Origin of the sequence: Streptomyces phaeofaciens (assembly GCF_014648915.1) — a bacterium.
In the GTDB taxonomy this organism is placed as follows: Bacteria; Actinomycetota; Actinomycetes; order Streptomycetales; family Streptomycetaceae; genus Streptomyces; species Streptomyces phaeofaciens.
In genome coordinates this window covers 453,447-467,391 of record NZ_BMSA01000001.1, presented here as the reverse complement: position 1 = coordinate 467,391, position 13,945 = coordinate 453,447, and the positions used below count along the sequence as shown (strand labels likewise).

General features: G+C 75.1%; 10 protein-coding genes. 4 read left to right on the top strand and 6 right to left on the bottom strand.

What is annotated here, in order from left to right:
* Positions 1–317 precede the first annotated feature (317 nt).
* Positions 318–953 carry a class I SAM-dependent methyltransferase gene (locus tag IE275_RS02030; protein ID WP_229870048.1) on the top strand — a complete coding sequence of 212 codons (636 nt, stop codon included), beginning with the start codon at positions 318–320 and terminating at the stop codon, positions 951–953.
* Positions 954–980: 27 nt separating this feature from the next.
* Here IE275_RS02030 and IE275_RS02025 read toward each other — a convergent pair whose 3' ends face one another.
* The 6 genes from IE275_RS02025 to IE275_RS02000 form a co-directional block, all read right to left on the bottom strand.
* Positions 981–1,553: a phosphatase PAP2 family protein gene (locus tag IE275_RS02025; protein WP_189706769.1), complete on the bottom strand. Its 573-nt coding sequence runs from the start codon at positions 1,551–1,553 to the stop codon at positions 981–983.
* The gene (locus tag IE275_RS02020; RefSeq protein WP_189706766.1) at positions 1,546–2,940 is read right to left on the bottom strand and encodes a diacylglycerol/lipid kinase family protein; all 1,395 of its coding nucleotides are present in this window, start codon (positions 2,938–2,940) and stop codon (positions 1,546–1,548) included. Before IE275_RS02020 ends, IE275_RS02025 begins: the two co-directional genes overlap by 8 nt.
* A 53-nt stretch (positions 2,941–2,993) precedes the next feature.
* Entirely contained in the window at positions 2,994–4,703 is a 1,710-nt protein-coding gene (locus IE275_RS02015; protein ID WP_189706764.1) for a tetratricopeptide repeat protein, read from the bottom strand.
* Positions 4,704–4,843: 140 nt separating this feature from the next.
* Positions 4,844–6,964: a DUF1996 domain-containing protein gene (locus tag IE275_RS02010; RefSeq protein ID WP_229870072.1), complete on the bottom strand. Its 2,121-nt coding sequence runs from the start codon at positions 6,962–6,964 to the stop codon at positions 4,844–4,846.
* Between the two features lie 193 nt (positions 6,965–7,157).
* Positions 7,158–8,144, bottom strand: coding sequence for a hypothetical protein (locus IE275_RS02005; RefSeq protein WP_373299150.1), 987 nt, complete (start codon positions 8,142–8,144; stop codon positions 7,158–7,160).
* 214 nt (positions 8,145–8,358) lie between these two features.
* Positions 8,359–9,828 carry an MFS transporter gene (locus IE275_RS02000; RefSeq protein ID WP_189706760.1) on the bottom strand — a complete coding sequence of 490 codons (1,470 nt, stop codon included), beginning with the start codon at positions 9,826–9,828 and terminating at the stop codon, positions 8,359–8,361.
* Positions 9,829–9,866: 38 nt separating this feature from the next.
* Here IE275_RS02000 and IE275_RS01995 point away from each other — a divergent pair, with 38 nt between their 5' ends.
* From IE275_RS01995 to IE275_RS01985, 3 genes are all read left to right on the top strand, one after another.
* A complete protein-coding gene (locus tag IE275_RS01995) occupies positions 9,867–10,466 on the top strand; it encodes a CGNR zinc finger domain-containing protein (RefSeq protein ID WP_189706758.1) in 600 nt (199 codons plus the stop codon).
* Between the two features lie 162 nt (positions 10,467–10,628).
* Positions 10,629–11,321, top strand: a complete 693-nt coding sequence (locus IE275_RS01990; protein WP_373299149.1) for a lipoprotein — start codon at positions 10,629–10,631, stop codon at positions 11,319–11,321.
* A 119-nt stretch (positions 11,322–11,440) separates the two neighbouring features.
* On the top strand, positions 11,441–13,945 hold the full coding sequence (locus tag IE275_RS01985) for a SpoIIE family protein phosphatase (RefSeq protein ID WP_189706754.1): 2,505 nt from the start codon (positions 11,441–11,443) through the stop codon (positions 13,943–13,945).

Genomic DNA, 13,945 nt, shown 5'->3' with positions numbered 1-13,945 from the left:
ACTCGTGTCCCGGCCGGCCTCCGGAAACCGCCATTCCGCGCCGGGCATGAACCGGCCGGTCCGCGCCGGGGAAGGGCGAGAGGGACCTGGTGAGAGGGGGATCCGGGCGGTCCGGAGGGCGGAAGCGCACGGCCCCGATCGCGCCACGGTCCCGAAATGGTTGCGCTCCGTAGCGGCGGGGTCCGAGCGGAGCGGTCGCGCGGGCCGGGAGCGCGCGGACACGGCCGGACCGGACCCTCGCGTCCGGGCGCCGTTGTGAGGTGTCGTCACGGATGCGAGGATGCGCGGGACCTGCACCTCACGACGGGAGGACCAGCGTGGCCGGCGAGGACGACGGGCGGCGGGCGGCGGCGGTGTTCGACGCGCTGGGTTCCGAGTACGAGAAGGCGTTCGCGCACTCGGAGGCGCACCGCGCGTCCCTGGAGTGGCTGCTGGGGCGGCTCGCGCCGGGCGGCCGGGTACTGGACGTCGGCAGCGGGACCGGCCGGCCGACCGCGCGGACGCTGGCGGCGGCCGGTCATGACGTGCTGGGTGTCGACGTCTCCCCCGTGATGGTCGACCTCGCCGCCCGGCAGGTTCCCGGGGCCGTCTTCCGCTGTGCCGACATCTGGGAAATCCCGCTCGGGGAGGGCTCGTTCGACGCGGTCTGCGTGTACTTCTCGCTGCTCCAGATGGACCGTGCGCGGCAGGCCGAGCTGATCGGACGGCTGGGGCGGGCGCTGGTGCCCGGCGGCAGTCTCGTGCTCGCCACCGTCCCCCTGGACGTGGACGGCGTGGACGCCGTCTTCATGGGGCAGCCGGTGCGGGTGACGAGCTTCGCCGGCGAGGACCTCGTCGACGTGGTGCGGGAGGCGGGCCTGACCGTGCTGGCCGAGGAGAGCAGTCTGTTCACCCCCGACCATCCCGAGGCCGTGCCCGAACCCCACGTCTTCCTGTATTGCGAGCGGGCGTAGCGGTCCGTCAGGCGTCCGCGTGGTCCGTCAGGCGTCCGCGCGGGACGCCAGGGCCACGACCAGGGCCGCGGATCCGGTGCCGAGCAGGGCTCCGGCCACGACGTCGCCCGGGTAGTGGACCCCGGTGTGAACCCGCGAGTAGCCGACCGCGCAGGCCAGCAGGCCCAGCGGGACGGCGGCGGCCGGGAAGGCCGGGCCGACGGCGGCCGCGAAGGCGACGGCCGAGGCGGTGTGCCCGGAGGGGAAGGACGCGGAGTCCGGCATCGGCACATGGCGGCCCGGGAACGGCGAGTCCTCCGCCCGGTGCGGCCGCGGCCGCCGTACCAGCCGCTTGCCGAGCAGGTTGGCGGTGGCCGAGGCGATTCCGACGGCCGCGACGCCCAGGACGGCGGCTCGGCGCGGACGGCTCCCGCACAGGGCCAGGCCGGTGGCGACCGCGAAGGAGATCTTGGAGTGGTCGGCGGCCGCGGACAGCCGGCGCAGCGCGGTGTCCAGAGTGGGCGTCCTGGTGACGGTGACCGTTTCGTACAGGGCCTGGTCCATGGTCGCGAGGTCGTGGACGAGGCTCAGGGCGGAGATCTTCTGCCGGCGGTCAGACATCGTAGGCATCCTTGATCGTGCGAGGGTCGGGGTGGCCGAACGCGAGGCGGACGATCCGCCGCCAGTCGACCGTGGGAGGCGCGTAGGCGGCGCCCGGGCGGTGCCGGGGCACCCGGACCCGGAGCGCGCCGGGCCGTACCGTGCAGACCACCGGGGTGGGCAGGTCGAGGGCCTCGCCGTCGACGGCGACCGGAATGGAGTCCTGGTCCGCCTCGACGATCACCCGGCGGGCGGTGAGCGAGGTGATGCCGCTGGCCCGTTCGCCGAGCAGCGCCAGCTCGGCGGCCTGGGCGGCGCCCTCGACGCGGACGCCGATCACACCGAGCAGACCCGTGTCCAGCCGGGGCCGGCGGCCGCCGCCCAGCGGGTCGGCGCGGGCGTAGGGGTTGTTGCTGACCAGCAGGGCCTGCGGGGCGTGGATCCGGGATTCGTCCGCCGTGACGTCCAGGGTCGTGCCGGCCTCGCCCTGGAGGAGGTCGGGCAGGTGCTCCAGCGCGGTGGCGGCCTTGGCGTCGCGGTACTCGGGGCTCTGCACTATCTCCGCGTACGCCCCGAAGGAGACGGTGTTGACGAAGGCCTGCCCGCCGACCTCGCCGAGGTCGACGCGGAGTTCGACGCCGTGGGTGAGGGCGTCGAGGCTGAGCACCGGGTCGGTGCGGTCCAGGCCGAGATCCATGGCGAAGTGGTTGCGGGTGCCGGCGGCGACGACCAGGAACGGCAGGTCGTGCTCGGCGGCCACGGCCGCCACCAGCGCCTGGGTGCCGTCGCCGCCCGCGACACCGAGCAGGTCGGCGCCCTCGGCGACGGCCTGCCGCGCCTTCGCCACGGGGTCGGTGTGGCCGTCGTCGGTGCCGAGCAGCACCACGCGCGCACCCAGGGCCTCCGCCCGCTCGACGAGGCCGTGCTTGACGACCTTGCCGCCGCCCGACTTCACGTTCATGATCAGGACCGGCCGGCGGGGCGGCAGGACCTTGCGCCCGTGCGTGCCCTTGGGGCGGCGCACACTGCGCAGTGAGGCGCGGGCCGCGCCGAGGGCGGCCGCCCAGAGCGCGAGCGCGCTCACGGCGACCACCCACAGGCCCGACGCGGCGTACAGCACCAGGACGCCGATCGGCGCGGTGACGGCGAGCAGGCCGCCCAGCAGCCTGGCACCGCCCCGGTGCGCGAGCATCCACCACACGCCCGCCCCGGCGAGACCGAGGCCGGCGAGGCCGACGAGCAGGACCAGCCAGCCGCGCGATCCGGAGCCGCCCGCCACGACGGCGGCGCAGCCGGCCACGAGCGCCAGGGCGAGCCGGGCCCAGCGCCGCGCGCGGGCGACGGCGTCCTGGCCCGTCCGGCCGACCGGCCATGGTCGTGTCGGAGCGGTTCTGCGTGTCTCGTTCACCGTGCGCCCGCCATGCCCGGGGTCCCCCTGTTGTGCGTCGACAGTGTCGTCGATCAATTGTCCATGCCGCAGCAACCGGAGGCGTCGGCGGAGTCCTCCGGAGCGTCCAGACGGCAGAAGCAGGACGCACGGACGGGTACGTCGGCCAGTGCGGCCGCGAGTTTCAGCTGCTGGGCCACGATCCGGGCCTCCGCGTCCTTGCCCCCACGGACGAGGCATTCGTGGAAGCCGTGCAGGGACCAGACGTTGCCGGGGTGCTGGGAGGGGCGCGGCAGGCTGTCGTCGAGCCCGAGGTCGGCACGGTAGACCGCCTCGGCCTCGGCGATCCGCCCCTGCTCCAGGAGCAGCGCGCCGTAGGCGTGCCGGGTGGGCTGCATCCAGCCCCACGGCTCGTCGTAGGGGAGGTTGTCGTCGAGTTCGACCGAGCGTTCCAGGGCGGCGAAGGCGAGGTCGTACCGGCCCTTGCGGTACTCCAGTTCGCCGTCCAGCATCGCGCGGGCGATCGCGAGGATGTCCTGGCAGGTGTTGTTGAACAGCATCCGGGTCTCGGGGATCCGGCCGGCCGCCGCCCGCAGCAGCTCGCGTTCCGCCCCGGCCTCCTCGACCCGGCCGGTGGCGGAGAGCGCCACCCCCCGGGCGTAGTGGAGCAGGGCGGTCGTGACGCAGTACAGCTCGGGGTCCGCGGGCAGCGGGAGGGCGAGGATGTCCTGCCAGCGGCCGAACCGGATCAGGATGTGGAAGCGCATGCCGAGGAAGCCTTCGAGCCAGTCGGCCATCGGCGGGCTCGGTACGCGCAGCAGCGCCTCCGGGATCGACTCCTCCAGGCGGTCGGCGGCCTCCAGGGCCGTACCGCACTGGCCGAGGAACATCGCGCCGTAGATCTTGAAGTGGTGGTTGTGCGACCGGTACAGCGTGTAGAAGTTCATCGCGCCGGCGCGGGCCCGGTACTTCTCGTCGGCGGCGATCGCGGCGCTGTTGTCGGTGACGACCCGGCGGTAGTCGCCGCAGAGCACGTCCAGGTGGGACGGCATGTGCTGGAGATGGCCGGCGTCGGGCACCAGGCCGCGCAGCCGGTCGGCGACCTGGAGGGCGCCCTCGGGGGTCGGGGACATCTCCATGAGGTGGACGTAGAAGTGCAGGAGGCCGGGATGGCGGGCGGCGGGCCCGGTGGCGAGCGCGCGGTCGAGCACGTCCTTGGCCTCCCGGGTGCGGGCGCCCTCGGCGGGTGTGCCGGTGCGCAGGTCCCACAGCTGCCAGGGGGTCAGGTTCATCAGCGCGTCGGCGTACAGGGCGGCCACGTCGAGGTCGTCGGGGGCGAGGTCGTGGACGGCGCGCATGGCGTCGGCGTACGGCTCGTTCCACACCGAGCAGTCCTTCGCCGGGCCGGACTGCGGGTAGCGGGCGCGCAGCGCGCCGATCAGGGCCCGTTCGACGGGGGTGGCGCGGGCCGCCTTCTCGTGGGCCCGCTCCACGGCGGCGTGGGTGCGGGCGACGGTCCGGGTGAGGTCCTCCTCGTCGAAGAACTCCCAGGGCTTGTTGTAGTTGGGGCCGAGCGCGTAGGCGATGCCCCAGTGGGCCATGGCGCAGTCGGGGTCGGCCCGGACGGCGGCCTCGAAGCAGACGACGGCCTCCTCGTGGTGGAAGGCGTACGACCACACCAGCCCGCGGTCGAACCACAGCTGGGCCTCGGGTGACGAGGTCGTCACGGGCCGGCCGTGGCTGCCGAGGTCGTAGGGGTACTCGGTGGACTCGGTGGACTCCATGGCTCTCCCATCGTGGCGTGCGATCGGAGCGACGTATACCGCGCGGCCGGGTCCCGGGGAGGGGCCTTGCGGGCGGGAGCACCCGTACGGGATGTGCCAAGGGGCCCGCCGGCAGTGCCGGCGGGCCCCTTGACGGACCTTCACTCCTTGCGGAAGGCCGTACGCCGCAGGAGGACGAACCCGGCGATCAGCAGCAGGGCTCCCGCCGCGGCGGGCCACAGCTGGGCGCCCGTCTCGGCGAGGCTGCCCTCGACGGCCTGGGGCTGCGTCTGGGGCTCCGTCTGCGGACCGGTGTCGTCGACCGGGGTGGTGGTGCCTTCGGCGGACGGCTCGTCCGACTGCTCCGGGGGCGCGGTGGCGGCCGTGCCGACCTCACCGCCGGCGCCGGAGCCGTCTTCGGCGCCCGCGTCCGGCTTCGCCGTGTCGGTCTTCGGTGACGGCTTGGTGTCGATCTTCGGTTCCTGGGTCACCGGGGTGTCGCCACCGGAGTCGTCGCCGCCGTCGGCCGGCTCGCTCGCGGCGGGGGGCTCGGGGGACTGGGCGGGCGGGGCTTGGCCGCCGTTGCCGCCGTTGTCACCGTTGTTGCCGCCGTTGCCGCCGTCGTTCCCGTTGTCGCCGCCGTTGGCGTCGTCCGACCCGTTGTCGCCGCCGTTGCCGCCGCCGTTGTCGTTGCCGGTGTCGCCGCCGTTCCCGGAACCGTTGTCGCCACCGTTTCCGTTGTCGCCGCCGTTGTCACCACCGTTGTCGCCGCCGTTGTCACCACCGTTGTCGCCGCCGTTGTCGCCGCCACCCGCTCCGGTGCCGGCGCCGCACGTGCGGCCCTCGTTGATGCAGTCGACCATCTCGTTCATCAGGTTCTCGTCGAAGACGTTGATGAAGTCGCCGTGGTCCGTCCCCGGCTTGTGCAGCTGCTCGGGGAAGGAGTCCACCGCGAACAGCGGGGTCGTCCGGCCGCCGTCGTCGAGGCTCGGCGCGTCGACGTCGTACACGATCCGCTGGACCAGCTGCGGGATGGCCTTGAAGTTGTTCGCGCAGCTGCCGTCGGCGGCGGCGAAGGCCACGTGGGTGCGGTGGTTGGCGCTGTCGATGTTGGAGCCGTCCCAGCAGCTCTGGAAGCGGAAGGTGCGCACCACGTCACTGCCGTCCGGGCAGAGCGGGTACTTGTCCTTCAGCTGCCGGTCCTCGAAGCCGGTGCAGCTCCAGGAGGCGTTGGCGTTGACCGGGCCGTTGACGAAGGCCTTGGCGTCGCCGGTGATGATGCGCAGCAGCCGCGGCATGGCGGTGACCTTCGACCGCGCGTTGCCGACGAAGCTCAGCGTGACGTCCTTGGGCGTGACGATCTCGCCGGCGTTGCCCTCGATGCCACCGCCGGGGCTCTTGGCGTCCTGCTCCTCGGTGCCGTTCTGCAGACGGACGACGGGCCAGTAGTAGGTCGACTTGTCGCCCTGGTCCACACAGCTCGTCTCGGCGTTGGCCAGGTCCTCGTCCGACGCGAAGGCATCGTTGGACTGGTTGCCGATGTAGTCGTGGAAGTGGTGGGCGCCGTTGGTGACACCCGGGGCGACGATCACGTTGTCCGAGTTGAACAGACCGTTCTCGTTGACGCCACAGCTGCTGGCGAAGGTGCCGCGGGAGGGGCCGGAGGCGGGGTCCGCTCCCTGGCCGCCCGGCTGGACGGTGGTGATGTCCACGTAGTCCGCGGCGACGGGGCCGTTGCCGGCCTGACCGCCGTTGCCCTGCTGACCGTTGCCGCCCTGCTGGCCGCCGCCCTGCTGGCCCTGGTCCTGCTGGCCCTGGTCCTGCTGGCCGTCGCCCTGCTGACCCTGGTCCCCGGCCTGGCCGTCGTTCTGGCCGTCGCCCTGGTCCTGGCCGCCGCCGTTCTCCTCGCCCGCCTGGTCGTCGGCGGTGCGCAGCGTGCAGGCGGCGAACTCCTCGAGGTCCTGCGGGCGGTCGCCGACGCGGTCGATGGCGGTCGCGATGCGCTCGATCGTCGCCGCGCGCTTCTCCTTCAGCGGGTTCATCACCGCGTTGTCGGCGAAGCCGGCGTCCTCGCGCACGGACTGGGCCGAGTCCTGGAGCTGCTGGTAGGCCGCGGCGATCTGCTGGTCCAGCGCGGCGAGTTCACGGTCGACCTCCTCACCGGCTTCCTGCGGCACATCGGTGAGCCGGGTCCCGACGTCGGGACAGTCGATGGTGACGGAGCCCGATGTCCAGGGCCCTCCGTCGTCCTCCGTGGCGGAGGCGTAGACGTTCGCCGCCATGAGCCCGCCGCCGCCGAGCATGAGCGCGACCGCCGCGAAGGTCGCGCGTCGTCCGCCCGTCGGGCGTCTGCGCCTGTTGTGTACCAAGGTTGCTCCTACGCGTCGTCGTCGGCGGCCGGACAAGAAATCCCCCGGTCCCATACGCGGCCCGACGCGGAAGTGTTCAACCGTCCCGGAAATTCATATCAACATCTCAGGCTGAGCCTCTCACCTGGGCACTCGCCCGGACCCCGGGCAACAGGCGCCGCAGCCGCCCGCCCTGACCGTGCAGCAGCCCCAGGACGAGGGCGGCGCCCACGGCGATCAGGTGCTCGCGGCCGGCCAGATTGGGCTTGGCGAGGGACTCGACGACCATCGAGCCGCCGGTGAGCGTGAACACGATGGGGGCGCGGCGGACGACCGAGAGGTAGGTGAACAGACCCACGACCGCCGCGGACGGCCCGGTGTCCAGCACCTGCGCCGTCTCGGGCGGCAGCCCCACCCCCCAGCGGTCCGGGCCCATGGCGATCAGCACCCGGACCGTGAGGGTGCCGGCCAGCGTGGCCGCGTAGGCGACGGCCAGGGTCCGGGCCCGGCCGAGGGCGAGTTCGGCCAGCGCGAAGGCGAGGAAGAGCTGGGTGATGCCCGCCCACACCGGCAGGTCGAGCGCGGGGACGTACAACGACACCGGGGTGCGCAGCAGCGCCAGCCACAGGGGCAGGTCGCCCTGGACCCCGCCGAGGATCCGTACGGCCGTGGCTCCGGCGGGCCGTTGGGCGATGGCGTGGAAGAAGATCACACCCCCGCAGGCCACGAACGCCAGCGACAGTGCCGCGGGCCCCCGCCGCCGCAGCCGACGGAGCGGATCGACGACGATCCCCTCCCACTCGCCCCGCAGGGTCCGCCCGGCGAACGCGACGATCCGTGCCGGGAGCCCGGCGCGCGCCGCCTCGGGCACGCCGGGACCGGCCCGCTCCCCCTCCCGCGCACCGGCGCCGGGCCGGGCCCCGGTGCGCGGTCCGGCGCCGGGGCGGGTACGGGTCCGCGCCCGAGTGCCGGCCGGGGTCTGCCCGTCCGTCCGCCGCTCCCCCCTCGGCCGTGTTCCGGCGCCGCTCCCCCGCCGTGGCCGGGCGCCCGCGCGCGGCTCTTTCTCGGCACGGTCGTCGCCGGGCCGGTCCACTTCGGGACGCAGGATGCTCAAGGGTGTCCCCAAACGTTCGTCTCACCGGTGCGCTCCGCCCTCTGCACGGCGTGGCGCACCCGTGAAGACGCGAAGACGGGCTCCGAGGATCATTCGCCCTGTTCGCCGCAGGTCGGAGGCGGGGACTCCGCGCCGGCCCGGCCGGAGGAGGGAGCGCCGCCCAGGCGCGCCGCCCGGCGCCCCGGAGGCCTACGCCCGGGCCGGCGCCGGCCCGTCACCCCCGACTCCCGCGCACACGCCCGCCCGTCACCCGCGCCGCGAGCAGTTGGAGCGCGGCGGCGGCGAGCAGCGCCGTGGGGAGCGAGCGGGCGGCGAGCAGGCCCGCCGCTGCGGCTCCCAGCGCGAACCCGGTGACCTTGGCGCTGGCGCCGGTGGCGAAGATCTGGGCGCGCAGCTCCGGGGGCGTCTCCCGGTGGCGTATCGCGAACAGCGCGGTCAGCTGCGGTCCTTCGCCGACCCCGGCCAGGACGGCGGAGAGGACGACCGCGGCCGGATGCCCCGTCGCCGCGAGCACCAGGGCGCCCGCCTGGATCAGCGCCCCGCCCCGCAGCACCCGGCCGGGGTCCGGGCCCGGGGCCCGGCGGGCGAGGACGACGTCGGCGGCGAGGGCGGAGGCGGCGGTGCAGGAGAGCAGCAGCGCGCCGTCGGCGGCCCCGCCCAGGGCCCGTTCCCCGAGGAGCGGCACACAGGCGGCCAGCATCCCCTGGGCCGCACAGGAGACGACCGAGCCGAGGGTGGCGGCGGCGAGGGGCGGGTGGGTGAGGACGTACCGGGTGCCGGTGGCGAGCCGGGCGAGCGCGGGGGCGTCGGCCTGCCGCGCCTGGCCGGACCGCGCCTCACCGGACCGGCCCTCACCGAACCGGGCCTCGTCGGACCGGGCCTCGCCGGACCCGCCCTCACCGGACCGCGCCTCGTCGGACCGGCCCTCGCCGAACCGGGCCTCACCAGACCCGCCCCCGCCGGACCCGCCCTCACCAGACCCGCCCCCGCCGGACCGGCCTTCGTCGGACCGCCCCTCGCCGGACCACCCCTCCTCAGATCGGCCCTCACCGAACCGCCCCTCGCCGGACCGCCCGTCACCGAACCGCCCCCCGCCGGCCCGACCTGAAATCCGCGACGCTGTCTCCTGGTCGGGAAGCCACAGCGCCACCGCCGCCCCCACGCACACGAGGGCGGCCGCCGCCGCCACCGCCTCCGACGCGCCCAGTGCCCGGGCCGTCAGGCCCGCGAGGGCCGGTCCGGCGAGGCTCGCGGCGTGGAAGGTCATCGCGTCGAGCGCGGTCGCCCGGGTGCGGCCGGCCGGGGTCGGCGGGACGGGGAGCCGGGCGGTCCAGCCGGCCGAGAGGGCGGGACCGGGCAGGCCGGTGAGGACGGCGAGGGCGAGGGTGACGGCGAAGGGGGCCCGGCCGAGCGTGAGCAGCACCGCCGTCAGGCCCAGCGCGTGCAGGAACAGGGCCGCCGCCAGCAGGTGTCCGGGCCGCCGGGACCGGTCGAGGAAGGTGCCCAGGCAGGGGCCGCCGACCGCGGCCGCCACGGTGGCCGCGGCCAGGAGCGTCGACGCCCGGGCGGCCGAACCGGTGACGGCGAAGGCGGCGAGGAGCAGCGCGGGTCCGGCCGTCTCGTCGCCCGTACGGGCCGTCAGGGCGCCGGCCAGGTACCGGTGCATCGCGTAACGCTTCCTCATCGGCGGGACGTTACGTGAGTAACTCAAAACTCCTCAATATGCGTTACATTGGGCTGGTGCGCGCTCCCCCCGACGACTGGTCCACCCGGCACTCCGTGCCGGCCACCGCCCGCCGCACCGCGGCCCTGCTCAACGTCCTCGACGGCGACCTTCCGCCCGCACCGGAGCGGGTCGCCGAGGTGCTGCGCGCCCACGGCGAGCAGGAGCCGCTCGCGCTGACCCCCGAGGACGTCGACCGGATGCGGGCGGCCGGTGCGGCATTGCGCGAGGTCTTCGCCGCCGAGGACGTCGACCGCGCCGCCGACGTCCTCAACCGGCTGCTGGGCGAGCACACCGGGCCGCTGCGGCTCACCGCGCACGCCGGGCGGACGCCCTGGCACCCGCATCTCGACCGGGCGGACGACGGCCCCTGGGACGAGTGGTTCCTCGCGTCGTCCTGCATGGCGCTGGCCGTCGTGCTCTGGGACCGGCAGCGCCCGCCCGGCCGGGTCTGCGCCTCGCCGACCTGCTCCCAGGTGTTCGTCGCGCTGGGCAGCGGGCCCGAGCGCCGCTACTGCTCGCGCCGCTGCGCCACCCGCGAACGCGTCGCCGCCCACCGCCGCTCCCACCCTGCCCGGGACCCCGGCACCCCGCGGTGAGCGCACGGCCGTACGGCCCCCCTCCGTCGGCGGGCGCACCCCGCACGCCGCACGGCTCTCCCGGGCGCACGCACGCACGCCCACCACCCCTACCGCCCGGTAACCACCCCTGTCGGTCCCCTCGGTTAGAGTGCCCCGCCGGCGTCCGGGCCGGCCAGGACCATGTCAAGAGGGGAAGTTCAGGTGCGCGTTGGGGTGGGGAACGTGGGGCGGGGGCTGACGGCGGCCGTGCTGCTGACGGGGCTGGCGACGGGCTGCTCGACCACGGAGGAGAACGGCTCGAAGAGCGTCTCGGGGGCGAAGGCGAGCGCGAAGGCCACCGCCGATGTCGCGCGGCACGGGGAGACGATCGGTGCCGCCGGGTCGGCGTGCGAGCTGCCGGTCAGCTTCGACACCGCCGAGTTCTGGAAGCCGAAGGCGGTCGACGCCGAGGGGGAGCGCGAGAAGTCCGGCGACCTGGCCGAGCTCGCGGACGCGCTCCTGCGCCAGGGCCCGGTCACCGTGGCCTGCGAGATCGACGCCAAGCCCGCCGGGAAGATCGGCTTCCTGCGGGTCTACACCGGCGAGCCGGGCGACGCCGACGCCCGGGCGGTGCTGAAGGAGTTCGTCGCCGCCGAGGACGGCGTGAGCCGGGAGAAGTACCGGTCGTTCGAAGCGGGTGACGTCACCGGCACCGAGGTGGAGTACCTCACCACGAGCGAGCTCCTCGAGGAGACGAAGAAGGAGCGCGCCCTCGCGGTCGCCACGCCCGACGGGACCGTGATCCTGCACCTCGGCGGCATGGACACCGAGGAGCACGAGGCGATGCTCCCCGCGTACGAGCTGGCCAAGAGCACCCTGCGCGTCACCGCCTGACGCGGGCCGCCGGGCCGCCGGGCAGGAAGCCCGGCGGCCCGCGCGGATGCACATCGGCCCCGGTGTGGCGCATTCTTGCTGTGTCGACCACGCGGCGGCGCACGGACGAGGTAGGGCCGATGACTGGGAGCGCCGGGGACGAGCGAAGGCCGCCGGGGCCGCCGTCCGCGCTGCTGACCGCGGCCGCGGTGGACGCCCTGCGGGTCACGGGCGGCCGCGCCGGGGGCGTGTACCTGCGCTCGAGCACGCCCGGAGTGCTGCGGCTCGCGGTGGTCGCGGGGCTGCCCGGACCGCTGTTCCGCCCCTGGTGGCGGGTGCACGTGGACCGGCCGTTCCCGGTGGCCGACGTGCACCGGACGGGCGTACCGGTGGTGCTGGCGAACGCCACGGAGGCGATGCGCCGCTATCCGCAGTTCGCGGCGGGCCTGCCCTTCCAGTTCGGCGCGCTGAACGTGCCGGTCGTGGCGGAGGGCGAGGCCTTCGGCGTGATGACGGCACTGCGGGCCGCGGTGTCCGACGGCGCGGAGTTGCTGGCCGAGCGTGAACGGCTCGCGGAGGCGGCGAACGCCCTGGCGGCGGCCCTGCTGCGGCTGGCGGCCGGGGGCACGAACACGACCTGGGACGACGAGCCGCTCAGCGTACGGCCGCCGGTCGCCGGGCCGCCCCCCGGCCGGGTGGGCCGTTTCTCCTGGGACCCGGTGAGCGACACGGTCGTCGCCGACGACCAGGCGCGGGCCCTGTTCGGGCTGCCGCCCGGTGCCCTCCCCCGCACCCTGGACGCGCTGACCCGGACCGTCGACCCGGCCGACGCCCACCGGCTGCCCGCGATACTGCGCCGGACCGCCGAGGGCCGGCCGCCGTCCGTGCCGATCGAGGTCCGCACCTCGGAGGGCGGTCTGCGGCTGCTGGAGCTCTGGCCGGCGGCCGACGGGGCCGGTGGGCCCGTCACCGGCGTCCTCCTCGACCCCGGCCCGGGTGCCCTCGCCGACGGCGCCGCCGATCTGCTCCCGGAGGGGGTGTTCTGCCTCGACCGGCTGGGCCTGGTCGTCTACGCCAACCCGCGGGCCGCCCACCTGCTGGGCGTGGAGCGGAACAGGCTGGAGGGCCGGCCGCTGTGGGACGCCGTGCCCTGGCTGAACCAGCCTGCCTGCGAGGAGCATCTGCGCGGCGCCCTGCTGTCCCCGGACCCGGGGCACTTCCATGTACGGCGGCCCGCCGACGCCCCGGGGCCGTTCGAGGGGAACTGGCTGAGCATGGCCGTGTACCCCGGCCCGGACCTGCTGACCTGTACGGCGGTGCCGTCCAACCGGGTGCCGTACGACACGCCCCCCGGGCCCGACGAGACCGAGGTCCCCCCGCGGGACGCCGCCACGACGGGGCCGCTGTACCGGCCGATCCTGCTGGCGATCGCGCTGACCGAGGCGGTGACCGCCCGGCAGGTGTCGGCGGTGGTGATGCAGGAGCTGCTGCCCGCGTTCGGCGGCCGCCGGCTGGCCATCTACCTGTTGCAGGAGCGGCATCTGTTCCTGGCGTGGGAGAGCGGCTTCCCGAAGGGCTTCCTCAAGTCGTTCGAGGGGGTGGGGCTGGACGCCCGGCTGCCGGGCGTGGAGACCCTCACCACGGGCCGTCCGCTGTTCTTCGACTCGATGGACCAGCTGGCGGCGGCCTACCCGGGGATCGAGCTCGACGCGGCCGTCGGTGCCCGGGCCTTCCTTCCGCTGATCGCCTCGGGCCGCCCGGTCGGCTCCTGCATCCTCGGCTTCGACGGCCCCCGCAGCTTCAGCTCCGAGGAGCGCACGGTGCTGACCGCGCTCGCCGGGCTGATCGCCCACGCGATGGACAAGGCCCGGCGGTACGACACCGAGGCCGCCCTCGCCCGCGGCCTCCAGCAGGCACTGCTCCCCCGCCGGCTGTCGCAGCACGCGCGGGTGGAGACCGCCGGACGGTATCTGCCGGGCACCGCGGGGATGGACGTGGGCGGCGACTGGTACGACGTCGTGGAGGCCGGGAACGGGCTGGCCCTGGTCATCGGGGACGTCCAGGGGCACGGGGTGCAGGCTGCCGCCACGATGGGCCAACTGCGCAGCGCGGTCCGCGCGTTCGCGCTCGGCGACCATCCGCCGGAGGAGGTGATGGGCGGTACCAACCATCTGCTCATCGACCTCGACCCCGGCCAGTTCGCCAGCTGCTGCTATGTCCGGCTCGACCCGGCCACCGGACGGGCCCGGGCGGCCCGCGCGGGGCACCTGCCGCCGCTGCTGCGCCACCCCGACGGCCGTACGGAGGTCGTCGAGCTGCCGGGCGGGGTGGTCCTCGGGGTCGACGCGCGCGCCCACTACCCGGTCACGGAACTGACCTTGGAGCCGGGCGCGATCCTGGCGCTCTACACGGACGGGCTGGTCGAGCGGCCGGGGCAGGACATCGACGACGGTATCGCCGCCGTGCGCGCCGCCCTCGCCGAGGCCGGTTCGGTCCCCGGGCGGCCCCTCGCGGACGTCGCCGACCTGCTGACCGTGACGGCCCGGCAGGCCGCCGACCGGCCCGACGACATCGCGCTGTTGCTGGCGACCCGCGCCGAGGCCGCGGGGATCCCGGACGGGGACCGTGCCGGGCCGGTCCCGTGA